This window comes from Robinsoniella sp., from assembly GCF_034124845.1.
In genome coordinates this window covers 1-15,259 of record NZ_JAWYAJ010000364.1, presented here as the reverse complement: position 1 = coordinate 15,259, position 15,259 = coordinate 1, and the positions used below count along the sequence as shown (strand labels likewise).

Sequence of the window (15,259 nt, the reverse complement as noted above, 5' to 3'; positions counted from 1 at the left end):
TGATTGCAGCGTTTCAGGGGTTCTTCGTGAAGGCGAGTATGGGACTTGCAAGTGCGGTGATCGGAGGAATTTTGAAATGGGGCGGTTATGCGGCAAATGAAAAACAGTCCCCGAAGGCGCTGGCATGTATCGAAGCAAGCTTTATCTGGATTCCACTGGGACTGTGTCTGGTAATTGGAATTTTAATGTATTTTTATAATCTGGATAAAAAGAGGGCGGAAATGAGCAAGGTTTTGGACGAAAGAAGAATAAGTGTCAATCCTTAGCAAATTCCCCAAATTACACCACAGTTACATTTACCCCTTTGCTTTTTAAAAACTCCGCTATTTCATCAGAAATCCCGGAATCAGTGATCAGGCAGGATACTTCATGGTATTGCAGAAGCGAGACGGCTCCTTTTTGGGAAAACTTCTCGCATTCTGTTAATATGGTGGTGTGTTCTGCCTGTTCGGACATGGCTCGGATCACCTCACGACGCATTAAATTACTCCCGGTAAAGCCAAAACTTTCCTGGAATCCGTCTATACCGATAAAAAGCCTGTTTACAAAAAAAGTCCGCGCATTATGAATGGTTAACGGACCTACCACAGCCTGGGAATCTTTCTGGTAGGTACCGCCAAGCAGGATGACCTGCACCGTAGGATAGTGGCGGATATACCCGGCTATAAATGCAGAGTTGGTAATGATAGTCAGGTCTTTTTTGGTGCGTGCCAGTTCGTCGGCGAGCAGGATGCAGCAGGATCCCGATTCGATCATTAAGGTTTCCCCGTCCTGCACCATGCCGGCAGCTGCCCGGGCAATCTGTTTCTTTTTTTCATAATGAAATGCCAGATGGTAATTCATATCTTCCCGGGAACCAAGCACTGCAAATCCATGTTCCCTTTTTATCAAGCCCTTTTCCTCTAAGCTGTCCAGGTCTTTTCGGATTGTGACTTTAGAAACGTCTAACAGGTCGGAAAGCCTGGCTACTTCTATTTTATTTTCCAGTGTAAGCAGTTCTAAGATTTTTTCTTCACGATGATTCATCTGGCATCCCCTTTACATGTTTGGATTATTTTATTAATTATATCATAAAGAAAGTAAAAGTACAATCACCGGGTTTCGTAAGAAAGAGATTATGGGTTCGAATAAAAAATATTTTCCCAAAAAGATAAAACCAATTACCATACAAAATATGATACTATATAGCTATATGGTATATTGAGTAAGGAGGTGTTCTTATGCTGTGTCAGCAAAAAGGAGTATTGCCCGGATCGGATTTTTACTTTTTCACACCTTCGGCAGTGGCAAGAGAACGGTTGTTTTATTTTACGTCCCTGGGACATTTTTTCTGTGACCTGGGGTATCGCATAGAGCGGGAAGAGGACTATGGGAATTATCTGCTGCTGTTGGTGAAGAAAGGGCGGCTGATGATCTCTGTGGAAGGGAAAAAGTCTCTGGTAAAGGCAGGAGATATGGCATTCTTGAATTGTCATCTGCCTCATGGATATTATGCTGCAGGATATACAGAATTCCTGTGGATTCATTTTGACGGCTCCAATGCCGGGCAGTTTTACCGGGATATTATAAGTAATTTTGGCGGCAGGAATGTATTCTGCCCCGACCGTGTCAGGCAGATGGAAGATAAACTGCGGGAAATTATATCTAACTGCCGGTATGAGAAAGCAATTACGGAGTATGATGATTCCCTGAACATTTATCAGCTGCTGATTGAACTTTCCAAAAATGTAGTGGGCAGCGGGCAGCCGGTAGATGCAGCGGGAGAAAAGGTGATTGATGAGGCACTGCAGTATATCCGGGAGAATCTGAATAAAGAGTTGTCCGTGGGGATGATTGCAGATCATGTGGGAATGAGTGAATCCCACTTTTCCAGAAGATTTCGTAAGGTTATGAACAGTTCGCCAAAGGAATATATCATCCGGAAAAGGCTGAACGAGGCGAAGCGTCTGCTGAAAACGACCCCTCTGACAATTAAGGAAATTGCATTCTGCGTTGGATTTAACAGTGAATCACATTTTATCAATACCTTTACCGCACAAAACGGACTGTCTCCGAAAAAGTTCCGGGAATTTCCGTTGTAGGAAAAGAGCAGAAAATTACAATGTCATGGTCAGATTCTTTATTGGAATTTAGTTGATTTTACATTAATATATTTATAAAGTTATAAGAAATAAACTAAATTATCAAAAAATAGAAAGGAAAAGACTATGATATCAGAAAAAGAAAGACTTAGACTTCGCAATCTGGCTAATACCCAGCTGGAAATTGCAAACAGCGAAAAAAATTTAGTCAGAACAAAGGAATGGATTTTACATAACTCCTGTAAGGGACAGCGTCCCATGCTTCATCTGGAAATTGATAATTTTACACAGGAGGTATTGCTGCCGCAGATGCAGTGTGAGGATCCCATGGCACGAAAAATAGAAGAACGTCTGCTGCATAATTTTTACAACATGCAGGTGCTGGATGATGACAAAGTTGTGGCACCGTATTTTGGAGTTTGGTGGGATCTGGATTTAAAACCCTGGGGATTTCATGTAAAGAAAGAACTGGCATCAGACGGCGGCCTGGGGCAGCATTTTGCAGAGCAGGTGGAAGACCTGGGAGAAGAGATGGACAAATTCAAACCCTCTGTGTTCCGGCTGAAAACGGAAGAGACCAATGCATACTTCAAAGCTGCCCAGGATGCCTTCGGAGATATTCTTCCGGTAAAACACGTTGGAAAATCACTGACATGCTGGCTTACACAGGACATCGTCCATATTCTGGGAATGGAAAATATGTACTATGTGCTCTACGATTATCCCGATGAATTTATGCAGATTCTAAGTCAGCTGGCGGATGACTATCTGAAGTTTTTTGAAGAATGGCAGGACAGTGGTCTGCTGTATCCCACCTCAGGCTATGAAGAGTGCAATCAGGGCTCCATCTGCCTGAATGAGGAACTTCCGTCAGAGGGACCGGTGAAGCTGAACCAGATCTGGCTGCATATGGATTCCCAGGAAACCATCAACATTTCCCAGGATATGTTTGAGACTATGATCTGGGATTCTTATAAAAAGGTAGCAGATCGTTTTGGACTGGTTTCTTTTGGATGCTGTGACCCGCTGGAGCGCCTCTGGCCTTCTCTCAGCCAGTTAAAGAATTTGAGAAAAGCATCGATTTCCCCCTGGACGGATGAAGCCTATATGGGAGAAGCGCTTGCGGGAAAGAAGATCATTTATCAGAGAAAGCCAAGTCCAAACTATCTGGGGGTCGCCAGGGAACTGGATGAGGATGCGTGGCGCAGTCATATCATGACCACACTGAAACATGCTGAGAATTGTTCTCTGGAGTTTACAATCCGTGATGTTTATACGATTCATCATGATGTAGATAAAGCAAAGAGATGCGTTGCTATTATGAAAGAATGCATTGCCGACGCCTGGAACAGATAAGATCAGGACAGGCAAAAACTATGTAGCAGAAAAGGGGGATTTTTATGCGGCAGGACAAGAATATAGGAAAAGTTGGAAAAGATGGTCATATTGATTTTCTGACAAGAGCAGCATATGGCAGCGGCGATGTAGCTTGTAATATTGTATATGGGATGATCAGTACGCTGCTGGTTTTATTTTACACAGATTATGCGGGAATATCGCCAATTACCGTAGGGGCGGTAATGATGATTTCCAGAATATTTGACGGTGTGTCCGATGTCATTATGGGATTTATTGTCTCCAAAACAAAATCCAGATGGGGGCAGTCGAGGCCCTGGATATTATGGATGGCAGCGCCTTATGCCCTGGGGGCGGTTTTACTGTTTACGGTTCCTCATACCAATGAGGTTTTGCAGTTTATCTATATGTTTATCACGTATAATTTCTGCACCACAATTTGTTATACGGCAATTAATCTTCCATACGGGTCCCTGTCAGCCATGATGACCCGTAATTCCGGGGAACGGGATCTGCTATCCATTTTCCGCATGGGGATGTCACCTTTCGGGCGTATTATTGCAGTTACATTCACCTTGCCCCTGGTCAAATTTTTTGGAAATGACCAGATGGCTTGGATTAAGTGTATGTCCATCTGGGCGGTTCTGGCACTGATTCTGCTGATTGTCTGTTTTGCCAGGTGTAAAGAGAATGTACATATTGCGGCAAGGGAGAAGCAGGGGAAAGTTTCCATGGGAAAGAATCTGAAAGCGCTGGCTAAGAACCAGTACTTTTGGGCGGTGCTGCTTCTCTGGACCTTTCAGGGAACTACACAGACCATCGTAGGGACTATTTTACCGTATTATTGCAAATATGTATTCCACAATGATTCCTGGATGTACAGTACGTTGTATCTGATCGAGACCGTAGTTATTATTATCATAACTTTTTTATGCCCGCTGCTGCGCAGATATTTTACGAAAAGCAGACTCATTCTAATGGGGGGAATTCTGGTACTTTCCAGCCAGTTTTTGTTTATGCTCAATCCATATGATTATAACTGGTGTGTATTCACTACCGTGCTGCGGGGAATAGGCCAGGCGCCGCTCAGTGCCTTCATATTCGGTATGATCGGTGATGTAGTGGAATTCGGACAGTGGAAAACCCATCTGCGGCAGGAAAGTTTTATCTTCTCCGGCGGTTCGGTAGGGGCGAAAATTGGAATGGGGGCATCCCAGGCTGTAATTACAGGTATTTTAAGTCTGTGCGGCTATATCGCTTCCACCGGCGCAGCAGTTACGCAGCCTCAAACCGTTATACAGGGGATAATCGGCATATATGTCTTTGCACCGGTTATTGTGTGGGTATTCGTTTTAATTGTGGCATTCTTGTACCGGCTGGATAAAAAATATCCGGTGATTATGGCAGAGCTGGGAGAGCGGGAAGCCCGGGGGGAAATGTAGTGAGGAAAGGAATTTGTACTTACGAAAGAAATAAATAATACTTTCATAAGTAAATATAGTGTTGACAAACAGATGAAATAAAACTATAATCCTCTTATAGAAAAAGGAAGAGGAGATCAGTATGGAACTATTATTTGATACAGCCAATTTAGAAGAGATTAAAAAGTACAGCCAGTATTATCCGATAACAGGGGTTACCAGCAATCCCAGTATACTTAAGGCAGAGGGAAATGTGGATCTGTACGGCACGTTACGTGAAATCAGGAAAGTAATTGGCATGGAAAAGTCTCTCCATGTGCAGGTACTTGCGGAAGATGCAGATGGAATGCTCAAAGAAGCAGAGGCGGTTTTGAAAAATGTAGATGATAAAGTGTTTATTAAAATTCCGGCTACGGAAGAGGGATTAAAAGCGATGATGCTGTTAAAGTCTAAGGGAATCGGTGTTACAGCAACCGCCATTTATACCGAAATCCAGGGATTCATGGCGATTATGGCGGGGGCTGATTTCATTGCACCCTACTGTAACCGCATGGAAAATCTGGATGTGGATTTTGAAGAAACGATTGCTGATTTCCGCCAGATGATTGAAGAAAATAATTCTTCCTGTAAGATTCTTGCAGCCAGTTTTAAGAATATACGCCAGGTGAACCGTGCTTTTACTGCTGGGGCACATACAGCTACGGTACAGCCGATGCTGATGCACAGTTCTTTTGAAATGGCGGCAGTGAAGAAAGCAGTGGATGACTTTAAAGCAGACTGGGCAGCAGTGAGAGGAGACGTCTCTCTTACGGATCTGTAGAAAATGTGTTTCGAATGAAAGCAGGAGAGAAGGTGACTTTATGAAACAGTATTTGATTGCCCATGATTTGGGGACATCGGGAGACAAAGCCACGCTGTTTACCACAGAAGGTGAAATGATCCGAAGCGCAGTGGTTTCCTATGACGTAGATTTCTTCGGTGACAATCGTGCTGAACAGAATCCTCAGGACTGGTGGAATGCTTTTTGTCAGGCTACGGGAGAAATTCTGGAAGGTATTGACCCGAACCAGGTTCTGGCAATTTCATTCAGTGCCCAGATGCAGGGATGTCTGCCGGTAGATGAGCAGGGGATTCCTCTTCGGAAATCCATTATATGGGCGGATCAAAGAGCCGTGAAGGAAGCGGCAATATTAGAAGAAAAGCTGGGAGCAGACCACATCTATGAATTGACCGGTCATAGAGTCAGCCCAAGCTACACGATTGAAAAGCTGATGTGGCTGAAAAAACATGAACCGGATATTTATCAGAAAACATATAAGGTTCTTCAGGCAAAAGATTACATAATATTCCGCCTGACCGGAAAATTTGTTACGGATTATTCTGATGGTTCCGGTACCCAGGCGATGGATCTGAAGAAAATGGAATGGTCCCGGGAAATACTGGCTGCTGCTGAAATTGACGGTGATAAATTCCCGGAGTTACATAACGCTACGGACATCGCAGGAAAGGTTACGGCACATGCTTCTTCTGCCTGCGGTCTGGGAGAGCATACCCTTGTAATCTGCGGGGGCGGGGACGGACCCTGTTCTGCAGTAGGTGCAGGCTGTGTAAAAGACGGAGAATTATTTACTACCTTTGGCACCTCTGCCTGGCTTGGCGGCACTTCCACGGACCCCTTTGCAGACGAAGAGAAAGTATTGTTCTGCTTTGCCCATGTGATACCCGGAAAATACATGCCCTGCGGAACCATGCAGGCAGCAGGGAGTGCCTATTCCTATGTACGCCGCGTCATTTGTGACGGAGAAGACTATCATTTGCTGGATGAACGGATGAAACGCTCCCCGGCAGGGGCAAAAGGATTGATTTTCCTTCCCTATCTTCTCGGGGAGAGAAGCCCCAGGTGGAATTCCGATACCAGCGGAGCCTATCTTGGGATTCATCCGGAGCATACAAAGGATGATTATGTCCGTGCTGCGATGGAAGGCATCGCCATGAATCTGGAGTTGATTTTGAAGGCTTACCGCAGGAAAATGTCCGTTGATTCGATGATATTGACGGGAGGCGGAGCCAAAAGCCAGGTAAATGCCGGGATACTGGCTGATGTTATGCAGGTGGATTTCCAGGTGCCGGATCATGTGGAAGAAGCAACTTCCATTGGTGCAGCAATGATCGCCGGCGTGGGAGCCGGGGTATTTGGTAGTTTTGACGAGGTGGGCAAATTTCTGCATTTCCGTCAAAGGTATCAGGCAGACAGAGAAAAAGAAAACGTGTATGGCTTTGTAAAACAAAGATTTGAATTGGCTTATCAGGGGCTTTTACCTTTTTTTAAAGCTCATGAATGATAGTATGATTAATTTTATATGTTATCCTGCGAAGGCGGTTTTGAGAGTAAGATTTCGAAACCGTCTTCTTTTTATGAAATTTGTTCTATTTTTTACAATCATCTTAATTCTGCCAGGGGCTTATTCTGCGCTCTGAAATTATTGTATATGGAGAATGGAGAAGCTATAAAAATAAAAAGATGAAAATAAAATGTTTACAAATACTGTAAACGATGTTATATTGAGTTTACAAAATATTAGAACGGAGGAAACTATGGATTACGGTAAATTCACATTGGAAGAGTTAAAGAAGGGATATCGGTTTGACAAGGATAAGGAAGCCTATGTCTGTATATATTGTGAACAGACTTTCCCGGCAGGGCAGATTTTTTCAATGGATGGTCATTTTTATATGGCGGAGCACGCAGTGGCTAAACATATTGCAAAAGAGCATGATGGCAGCTTTACCCGGCTCGTGAATGCAGATACGAAATACAATACATTAACGCAAAATCAAAGAGAACTTATGACCTTATTTTATTCTGGGCTGACCGACAGTGAGATTGCTAAAAAATCCGGAATTTCCGATTCTACGGTCAGACGGCAGAGATTTACATTCCGTGAAAAAGCAAAACAGGCTAGACTATACCTTGCAGTTTATGAACAGGTGTTTGAAGAACATACGGAAAATGAAAATGCGTTTATTCCAATCCATGACAAAGCAATTTATGTAGATGACCGGTATCTGATTACGGAGCAGGAAAAACACCATATTTTAGAAACGTCTTTTAAATCCCTGTCACCTTTAGTACTAAAAAACTTCTCCCCAAAAGAAAAGAAAAAAATTGTTATTTTAGGTAAAATAGCCGAGGAATTCCAACGGGAAAGGCATTATAGTGAGAAAGAGGTAAATGAAATTTTGAAGCCGGTTTATGAAGATTATATGACTTTGCGGCGCTATTTGGTTATGTATGGATTTATGGAAAGAACGAAAGACGGGGCGGAATACTGGCTCACAGTGTAATTGTAAATGTATAATAAAGATAGAGGAGATCTGTATGAAACGAGTAGAGAAATCAGATATGGAAATAAACAGACCCAAAATAATAATGGGACCTATTGTTATGGACTGTGGAGTGGGAGATGCCAGAGTTCTTTCCGAATTTTATAGCAGGCTGCTTGGATGGACTCTCTCGCATCCGGCGCTAAATGGGACGGCTGCGATTACTTCGCCCCAGGGAAATGTAATGGCATTTCAGGAGGCAGAGGAGTATGAGCCTCCGGTCTGGCCATGGACGGCCGGAAGGCAGGGACAAATGATGCACTTTGATTTAGAAGTAGAAGATCTGGAAGAAGCCATTGGCTATGCGGTATCTTGCGGTGCGAGGGTGGCGGCAGAGAAATTCTTCGAAGATTCCAGAACGCTGTTTGACCCTGCAGGGCACCCCTTCTGTCTGGACACATACCGGGCGGAGTAAAAAGGGGTTCCCCAGCTGATTTAACTGATTCCGGCATGGGGAACTCTGCTGTTCACTGTAGTATTAAAATTCCAGGGGATAATCTCTGCATGCTTCCACATATGCCAGGATATTTTCCCATGGTACTTCCGGTTCCAGCAAATGGGTTGGTGCCAGGAAGAGCCTGCCGGAATTGCCGGCAATGTCCAGTAAACGTTTGACGGTTTCTTTCACTTCCCGGGGGGAAGCATAGGGCATGGTGGTCTGAGTGCCAATGGTGCCATGGAATCCAATTTTCCCCCCATATTTCCGGAAAATTTCCTGAAAGTCCATGCATTCACTTTGAATCGGATTCAGTACATCAATCCCGGCTTCAATTAAATAAGGTATAAATGGGGTTACATAGCCGCAGCTGTGGTAAAATATTAGAATGTCAGGATTGACGGAGCGGATTGTTTGAATTACCCTTTTTAAACGGGGTAAAATCCATTCACAGTAGAGTTCTTCGCTCATCATCAGCGTGTGCTGCATACCGATATCGTCACCCAGATAAATGATATCCACTCCTGCCAGGGCAAAAGATCTGGCACGAATCTGTGCTTCTTCCGTGACCTTGTCAAAAATGAAAGCAGCCATTTCCGGTTCACAGATCATATCCGACATGAGATTTTCCATGCCCCGGATGTACCAGGAGGTTTCCCAGATGGTTGTCTGCATATTGCCTACAGCAGCCAGACCCTCTTCGTGTATTGCCTTTACCTGTTTTGGCTGGTGGGAAGCATCTCCTGCGGAAAAATCGGGGAAAGGAAAGGCTTTCAATTCTTCCAGATCCTCTGCCAGATCCAGGGGATAGCGCATTCTTGTCATATGCTTCGCAGCGGCACTTCCCGGTTCATGAGCAATCCCCCACAGATCGATATGGGTTCCTTCTTTTAGACCATATGGATAGTATTTTAGAAACTGCTTGGGATTCGCTTCAATGGCGATATCATCCACGTTTCGCCAGGGCATCTGAAAGTATTCCATATAGTTCTGATCACTTCCTGTTTTTTCATGATAGGTTTCCACCAGTTCCGGGCATAAATTGAATTCAACAGGTACTTCCTGGTAAGGTTTTCCTCTCAGCATTGCAATTAAATTTTCTTTTTTTGTCATCGTATCACCTGTTTTTAATCCTTTCTTAGTCTCATGGTTAATAAAATTCTTGATCTTATATTTAATGAAATTCTTGATCTTATATCTAAATTAAATTTCTGAGTTCATATATAATCAGATTCTTGATGTCATATTTTATAATTTCTGATTCTGGTTTTTTCTATATTGACTTATTCACATGGTAGCATATATGATTAGAAATAAGAATGGGCATTTTGGCATGTGCATGTCATTTTTGGAAATAGAAAGGGCGATGAATAATGAGAATACCAGAGCAGCTGTATCGCAATCAAACCATACATTATAATATAACCCACAGTCCCCAGGATGGTGTTTTAAGCTGTGGCTTCCTGCATAAACCCAATGCAGGTTTTTCCCAATCGGGACTTGTATTTGAACACTACGGTGCATTTTTGCTGTTAGACGGATCAGGGACTTATACGGATTCGGAAGGATATGAATATGAATTGGAACCAGGTGCGTATGTGCAGAGGCTGCCGGGCAGGGAGCATACTACTTTGGTAAATCCCGATGGAAAATGGCTGGAGTTTTTTGTTTGCTTTGGGAAAAGAACCTATGAAAATCTAAGGGATTTGAAGTTGATATCAGACACACCAGTAGTATATCCCGGTTTAACGCCCCATACTTTTCAGAGGTGCAATTATTTAATGGGGTGTTTTCAAAGACTGACAGAAGACCAGCTGTCGGTTTTGTACCTTTACAGCCAGGAATTTGCAATCGAGATGTTTCGGTATGCCAGAAATTTATATGTGGACGGCAGGGAATTTGCCAAAATGCAGGATGCGGAGGAATTACTCAACCAGAGAAAGCCCCGGTTTTTAAATGTCAGGGAGGTTTCGGAACATATTGGAATGCCTTATGACACATTTCGCAAAAAATTTAAAGAAATGTACGGAATTTCACCGGGGGCATATCAGATAGACAGCCGTATTAATTATTCGAAAACATTGCTGCTGGACACTCAGAAAAGCTTGAATGAAATAGCACTTTTATGTAATTTTGCAGATGGATTTTCTTATTCCAAAGCATTTAAGCAGCGCTGTCATTTGTCTCCCCGGGAGTTTCGGAAGAATCATCTGAATATGTGATAGAAAAGGGATTTATTTTAATTTTTAAATATATGCGAATATGACATAATATTTATACAACATGACATTTTTATTATATGAAAAGTTAAGGACTGCCATTATAATAAGGTTCTATGCGGTGCAGAATTCTTCGGAGTTTTTAACGGAATGAAGAGCCGCAGCCGTGCGTTTGGATTTCCAGACGTGCTATTATAAAGAGATGGAGAGTCAGTTATGTTTTCGTTTTTACTAGTGATTATTTATGTTGCATTTATCAGTCTGGGACTGCCGGATTCCCTGGTGGGTTCCGCATGGCCTGTGATGCATTCTGAATTGGGCGTTCCTGTTTCCTATGCAGGTATCATTACCATGATTATAGCCTGTGGGACAATTGTTTCAAGTCTTTTATCAGACAGGCTGACCAGGAAGCTGGGAGCAGGATTGGTTACGGCTTTCAGCGTATTTTTAACAGCCCTGGCGCTGTTTGGCTTTTCCGTATCAGATTCTTTTCTTTTGCTTTGCTTATGGGCAATACCATATGGTCTGGGTGCAGGAGCGGTAGATGCGGCTCTGAATAACTACGTTGCCCTGCACTATGCGTCCCGCCATATGAGCTGGCTGCATTGTTTCTGGGGAGTTGGCGCCGCTGTCAGTCCGTACATAATGAGCTTTTGCCTGACCGGCGGCTATGGATGGCACAATGGTTATCGTGTGGTCAGTATAGTGCAGATTGTATTAACGGTAATACTCTTTATCAGTCTGCCCCTTTGGAAGCGGGGAAATACGGATCATATGCAGCACGCAGAGCTGGATAAGGAGGTATCTTCCAAACCCCTGAGCTTTGCACAGATTATCAGAATGAAAGGGGTTCCCCTGGTTTTGGTAACTTTCTTCTCTTATTGTGCGCTGGAACAGACTGCAATGTTATGGGCAAGCAGTTACCTGGTGCAGCATCGGGGTGTGGATGTGAGTATTGCAGCCAGGTTCGCTTCTCTGTTCTGCCTTGGTATTACAGCGGGAAGATTTCTATGCGGATTTATAGCAGATAAGATAGGAGATAAGCTATTAATCCGACTTGGTATTCTGGTTTCACTCATCGGAATCATTTTCGTTGCACTTCCGGTAGAGACCACGTTTTTGGCAATGCTTGGATTAATTATTACCGGGCTGGGGTGCGCGCCTACGTATCCGGCTATTATCCATTCAACACCCTTTAATTTCGGCAGAGAAAATTCTCAGGGAATCATCGGAATCCAAATGGCAAGCGCCTACGTAGGTACAACGTTTATGCCGCCGCTTTTTGGTTTCCTTGCGTCCGCAGTTAATATTAGTATTTTTCCGTTATACTTAAGCATCTTTGCAATTCTAATGCTGATTATGTCGGAGCGATTAAATAAGATCGTGGCGAAAAAATATGCATCTTCTAGGGAATGATTTCCCTGAGAATGTCAACACCCGCTGTGATTGCTTCAAAATTCAAATGGGAGTATCCCATAAGTATTTGATTGGAATGGCTGGTGTCAGAGTGTTCCAATAGATAATTTTCAACCGGGTAAATGCGGACGCCATGGTGTTCTATTTCCTGTACCAGTTCTTTTGAAAAGACGGTGTTGTGAAATTGAACGACCATATGCAGTCCGGCAGCCTGCCCGAGAATGTGAAACTCACCGGCAAATTGTCTTGTTAATTCCCGGATCAGATGGTTTCTGTTTTTGTGATAGTATTTTTTCATTTTCCAGATATGTTTTTCTAAAGAGCCGCCCCGTATAAATTCAGCCAGCGTATATTGGGACAGGGCATCCGTGTGCACGTCTGAGTACGTTTTCAGCGTTTTGCAGTCTTTCAATAATGGATCGGGTAGAATCATGAATCCCAACCGAATTGCCGGAGTCAATATTTTACTAAAAGAGCCGAGATAAATTACCCGTTCCGGGTTCAGCTCATAGAGCGCGTTTACCGGCGGTCCCTCATAGCGAAACTCACTGTCGTAGTCGTCTTCCACCACATAACAATTGTTAGCTTCAGCAAATGACAGCAGAGACAGCCGTCTTTGAATGGGAAGGATTCCCCCCAGAGGATACTGATGGGATGGGGTTGTATAAATAAAGGAAAGAGGATCAGCAGGGTTGAGAAGCTCCGTTTTGATGCCCCGTTCATCCGTTGGGTGGGTTTTTATCCTGCATCCTGCTGTGGTTATTACTTTACGAAGTCCCGGATGAGTCGGATCTTCTACGAGAACGTTTTTGTTTTCCTGATTCAGGAGATGGGCGGCCAGGGACAGGCCCTGGGTTGCGCCGGAGGTAATGATAATGCGCTCCGGTGTACAGGAAATACCCCGGGAACGGGACAGATAGCGGGAAATTTCTTCCCGCAGTGCCCAAACACCGGAAGAGCTGCAATAACCATAGGATGCGGCAGGAAGATTGCAGCAGGTATTCTGATAGAGCTTTGCCTATGCTTTTTGCGGAAATAATTCCAATGCAGGAACACCGGATCGAAAATCGATTCGCTGCTGTTTTTGAACTTCTTCTTTGTTATTTATACTTTTCTTTCGATTAAATTCGTCTTCACTCCGATACCCTTTTACACTATTCACAGGGAATTTTAAATCCTGCATACCTCCTGATACTACAGTGCCGGAACCATGGTGTCCCTCCAGATAGCCTTCTGCAATCATTTGATTGTATACTTCTAAAATGGTATTTCTGGATACACCTAAATCTTTTGATAGGCGGCGGGTGGAAGGAAGTTTTTCTCCGGATATCAGAGTTCCATTCAAAATCATTTCCCGAATCCGATTATAAATCTGCCTGTTGAGGGGCATTTTACAATTGCTGTCAATTGCTATCCACATAAAAATATATCCTTTCGTTAAAGTGGTTCTATAAAAATAGTAGAAAAGTGGAACTGTACAGACCACTTGCGAGATTATAGAATTATAACACACTTTATAAAATAAAAATATGGAGGATAACAAAATGATAAAAGTATCAACAGCCGTGAGAGAAGTCTATCCAGATGTCAAATTTGGCATTATGAAGGCTTATGGATTTCAGGAAAATACCGGGATTCCGGTAGAAGCTATGTTTCTTTCTGATGAAGCTGTCATTCCGGATTTGAAAATCCGGTCTGTTGAGGTTTAATGAATATGAAATCGAGTCCAGAGACCTTCCGTTCTTCTTACTTATATCTTGCAGGAGCCATGTTCATAGCGGGCAGTGCGGTAGTTGCCAGTAAAATCTTGGCAGGCTCCATGCCATCTTTTTTGGCAACGGAACTTGGCATTTTAGTAGGATTGCTGTTTTTAATTCCTTTGCTGTTCCTTGTAAAGAAAGAAACTTTCCAGACAGATTTAAAAACCAATGCCATACTTCTAATCCAGGCTCTTTTCGGTGTGTTTCTCTACCGCATATTCACGTTCGTGGGTCTGCAGTATACTTCCGCTGCCAACAGCGGCTTAATTACAAGCTGCTCACCGGTAATCGTAGCGCTGCTGGCATTTTTGTTCCTACGGGAAAAATTAACGATCACACGGATGATCGGCATATTGGTTGTGGTGATCGGGATGCTGGCAATTAATATTTATCCCTTTTTAAACAGCAATATGGAAAGCTCAAATGCAGTAAAAGGAAATCTCTTCATACTGTTGGCGGTATTATGTGAGGCTTTGTTTTCTATTTTGAGTAAAGTATCCTGTAAACCAATGTCCGCTTTGTACCGCACAACGATAATCACTTTTTATGCTTTTATTTTGCTGCTGCCTTTCTCTGTCTATGATGGATTGCAGTATGACTGGGCGGGCATAGAGCTTTCATCTGTAATTTGCGTGCTTTATTACGGCTTTTTTGTTTCCTTTCTCTCTTATGTGTTCTGGTTTAAAGGGATAGAAAAAGTCCCCGCCAGCAATGCGGCTGTTTTTACCAGTGTGGTTCCGGTCAGCAGCATTGTGTTGTCAGCGGTAGTTTTGAAAGAAACTGTTATGGCGGTACATATGGTTGGACTGGGGTGTGTGATTGGGGGGATTTTGATATCCTGCCTGGGTTTGGGTAGGAAACGTAAGGGTTTTGCTGATTGAAGTGAGTTAAATTTTCATCGAATCATACTCATAAGTGCCTGAAAAGCAGTACAAAACGCTTCCGGTCCATCTGTCCGTCCTTTTTCCTGTCCTTCCTGCTCCAGTGTTTTCAGGGCATCAAAATCTACAAGATGAGGTTCCAGGCTGATATATCCGCTGTATCCGCCCATATCCAGTTGTTTCAGGATAGAGAGAATCTGTCCGTCCCCTTTACCTGCCGGAACAACTTCACCGGTAGCCTTTATGGCATCTTTTATATGAAGATAGGTAATATAGGGTTTCAGCATTTCGTAAGCCTCCAGGGT

The 15,259-nt window shown here is 43.4% G+C and carries 16 protein-coding genes and 1 pseudogene; 12 read left to right on the top strand and 5 right to left on the bottom strand.

The features are described 5' to 3' along the window. A partial coding sequence (locus ACH2DQ_RS18460; RefSeq protein WP_395027786.1) for an MFS transporter occupies positions 1-266 on the top strand: 266 nt, incomplete at its 5' end. Between the two features lie 13 nt (positions 267-279). Here the strand turns inward: ACH2DQ_RS18460 and ACH2DQ_RS18455 are convergent. Next, positions 280-1,026 carry a DeoR/GlpR family DNA-binding transcription regulator gene (locus ACH2DQ_RS18455; RefSeq protein ID WP_394914655.1) on the bottom strand — a complete coding sequence of 249 codons (747 nt, stop codon included), beginning with the start codon at positions 1,024-1,026 and terminating at the stop codon, positions 280-282. Between the two features lie 194 nt (positions 1,027-1,220). Between ACH2DQ_RS18455 and ACH2DQ_RS18450 the strand changes: the two genes are divergently transcribed. The 7 genes from ACH2DQ_RS18450 (at position 1,221) to ACH2DQ_RS18420 (ending at position 8,657) form a co-directional block, all read left to right on the top strand. Continuing rightward, positions 1,221-2,081 carry an AraC family transcriptional regulator gene (locus ACH2DQ_RS18450; protein ID WP_394914656.1) on the top strand — a complete coding sequence of 287 codons (861 nt, stop codon included), beginning with the start codon at positions 1,221-1,223 and terminating at the stop codon, positions 2,079-2,081. A 126-nt stretch (positions 2,082-2,207) separates the two neighbouring features. Then, positions 2,208-3,437 carry a hypothetical protein gene (locus ACH2DQ_RS18445; RefSeq protein WP_394914657.1) on the top strand — a complete coding sequence of 410 codons (1,230 nt, stop codon included), beginning with the start codon at positions 2,208-2,210 and terminating at the stop codon, positions 3,435-3,437. A 44-nt stretch (positions 3,438-3,481) separates the two neighbouring features. Further along, the gene (locus tag ACH2DQ_RS18440; protein ID WP_394914658.1) at positions 3,482-4,879 is read left to right on the top strand and encodes an MFS transporter; all 1,398 of its coding nucleotides are present in this window, start codon (positions 3,482-3,484) and stop codon (positions 4,877-4,879) included. A 121-nt stretch (positions 4,880-5,000) separates the two neighbouring features. Then, positions 5,001-5,678, top strand: coding sequence for a fructose-6-phosphate aldolase (locus tag ACH2DQ_RS18435; RefSeq protein WP_394914659.1), 678 nt, complete (start codon positions 5,001-5,003; stop codon positions 5,676-5,678). 40 nt (positions 5,679-5,718) lie between these two features. Next, positions 5,719-7,200, top strand: coding sequence for a xylulokinase (xylB, locus tag ACH2DQ_RS18430; RefSeq protein WP_394914660.1), 1,482 nt, complete (start codon positions 5,719-5,721; stop codon positions 7,198-7,200). 253 nt (positions 7,201-7,453) lie between these two features. After that, positions 7,454-8,203 carry a DUF2087 domain-containing protein gene (locus ACH2DQ_RS18425; protein ID WP_394914661.1) on the top strand — a complete coding sequence of 250 codons (750 nt, stop codon included), beginning with the start codon at positions 7,454-7,456 and terminating at the stop codon, positions 8,201-8,203. A 34-nt stretch (positions 8,204-8,237) separates the two neighbouring features. Beyond that, positions 8,238-8,657, top strand: a complete 420-nt coding sequence (locus ACH2DQ_RS18420; protein ID WP_394914662.1) for a VOC family protein — start codon at positions 8,238-8,240, stop codon at positions 8,655-8,657. A gap of 63 nt (positions 8,658-8,720) precedes the next feature. Here the strand turns inward: ACH2DQ_RS18420 and ACH2DQ_RS18415 are convergent, their stop codons facing one another. Next, positions 8,721-9,791 (bottom strand): uroporphyrinogen decarboxylase family protein, encoded by a 1,071-nt coding sequence (locus ACH2DQ_RS18415; RefSeq protein WP_394914663.1) that lies wholly within the window; start codon positions 9,789-9,791, stop codon positions 8,721-8,723. Between the two features lie 260 nt (positions 9,792-10,051). On the opposite strand from ACH2DQ_RS18415, the gene ACH2DQ_RS18410 reads away from it, so the two are divergent. Continuing rightward, entirely contained in the window at positions 10,052-10,900 is an 849-nt protein-coding gene (locus ACH2DQ_RS18410) for a helix-turn-helix domain-containing protein (RefSeq protein ID WP_394914664.1), read from the top strand. Positions 10,901-11,113: 213 nt separating this feature from the next. Continuing rightward, positions 11,114-12,313 (top strand): MFS transporter, encoded by a 1,200-nt coding sequence (locus ACH2DQ_RS18405; protein ID WP_394914665.1) that lies wholly within the window; start codon positions 11,114-11,116, stop codon positions 12,311-12,313. On the opposite strand, the gene ACH2DQ_RS18400 is transcribed toward ACH2DQ_RS18405, so the two are convergent. Continuing rightward, positions 12,303-13,229, bottom strand: coding sequence for a PLP-dependent aminotransferase family protein (locus ACH2DQ_RS18400; RefSeq protein WP_395027788.1), 927 nt, complete (start codon positions 13,227-13,229; stop codon positions 12,303-12,305). The two genes, ACH2DQ_RS18405 and ACH2DQ_RS18400, sit on opposite strands and share 11 nt — an antisense overlap. A gap of 102 nt (positions 13,230-13,331) precedes the next feature. Continuing rightward, positions 13,332-13,733, bottom strand: a complete 402-nt coding sequence (locus ACH2DQ_RS18395; RefSeq protein WP_394914666.1) for a GntR family transcriptional regulator — start codon at positions 13,731-13,733, stop codon at positions 13,332-13,334. A gap of 124 nt (positions 13,734-13,857) precedes the next feature. Between ACH2DQ_RS18395 and ACH2DQ_RS18390 the strand changes: the two genes are divergently transcribed. Next, a complete protein-coding gene (locus tag ACH2DQ_RS18390) occupies positions 13,858-14,022 on the top strand; it encodes a hypothetical protein (RefSeq protein WP_394914667.1) in 165 nt (54 codons plus the stop codon). A gap of 5 nt (positions 14,023-14,027) precedes the next feature. Further along, positions 14,028-14,954, top strand: a complete 927-nt coding sequence (locus ACH2DQ_RS18385; RefSeq protein ID WP_394914668.1) for a DMT family transporter — start codon at positions 14,028-14,030, stop codon at positions 14,952-14,954. Between the two features lie 14 nt (positions 14,955-14,968). Here ACH2DQ_RS18385 and ACH2DQ_RS18380 read toward each other — a convergent pair. Next, positions 14,969-15,259, bottom strand: a pseudogene (locus tag ACH2DQ_RS18380) (sugar phosphate isomerase/epimerase); the annotation flags it as partial.

Excerpts from the sequence above, each read along its gene's own strand:
- ACH2DQ_RS18455 (WP_394914655.1), bottom strand. The coding sequence starts at position 1,026 with ATGAATCATCGTGAAGAAAAAATCTTAGAACTGCTTACACTGGAAAAT.
- ACH2DQ_RS18450 (WP_394914656.1), top strand. The coding sequence starts at position 1,221 with ATGCTGTGTCAGCAAAAAGGAGTATTGCCCGGATCGGATTTTTACTTT.
- ACH2DQ_RS18445 (WP_394914657.1), top strand. The coding sequence starts at position 2,208 with ATGATATCAGAAAAAGAAAGACTTAGACTTCGCAATCTGGCTAATACC.
- ACH2DQ_RS18440 (WP_394914658.1), top strand. The coding sequence starts at position 3,482 with ATGCGGCAGGACAAGAATATAGGAAAAGTTGGAAAAGATGGTCATATT.
- ACH2DQ_RS18435 (WP_394914659.1), top strand. The coding sequence starts at position 5,001 with ATGGAACTATTATTTGATACAGCCAATTTAGAAGAGATTAAAAAGTAC.
- xylB (WP_394914660.1), top strand. The coding sequence starts at position 5,719 with ATGAAACAGTATTTGATTGCCCATGATTTGGGGACATCGGGAGACAAA.
- ACH2DQ_RS18425 (WP_394914661.1), top strand. The coding sequence starts at position 7,454 with ATGGATTACGGTAAATTCACATTGGAAGAGTTAAAGAAGGGATATCGG.
- ACH2DQ_RS18420 (WP_394914662.1), top strand. The coding sequence starts at position 8,238 with ATGAAACGAGTAGAGAAATCAGATATGGAAATAAACAGACCCAAAATA.
- ACH2DQ_RS18415 (WP_394914663.1), bottom strand. The coding sequence starts at position 9,791 with ATGACAAAAAAAGAAAATTTAATTGCAATGCTGAGAGGAAAACCTTAC.
- ACH2DQ_RS18410 (WP_394914664.1), top strand. The coding sequence starts at position 10,052 with ATGAGAATACCAGAGCAGCTGTATCGCAATCAAACCATACATTATAAT.
- ACH2DQ_RS18405 (WP_394914665.1), top strand. The coding sequence starts at position 11,114 with ATGTTTTCGTTTTTACTAGTGATTATTTATGTTGCATTTATCAGTCTG.
- ACH2DQ_RS18395 (WP_394914666.1), bottom strand. The coding sequence starts at position 13,733 with ATGTGGATAGCAATTGACAGCAATTGTAAAATGCCCCTCAACAGGCAG.
- ACH2DQ_RS18390 (WP_394914667.1), top strand. The coding sequence starts at position 13,858 with ATGATAAAAGTATCAACAGCCGTGAGAGAAGTCTATCCAGATGTCAAA.
- ACH2DQ_RS18385 (WP_394914668.1), top strand. The coding sequence starts at position 14,028 with ATGAAATCGAGTCCAGAGACCTTCCGTTCTTCTTACTTATATCTTGCA.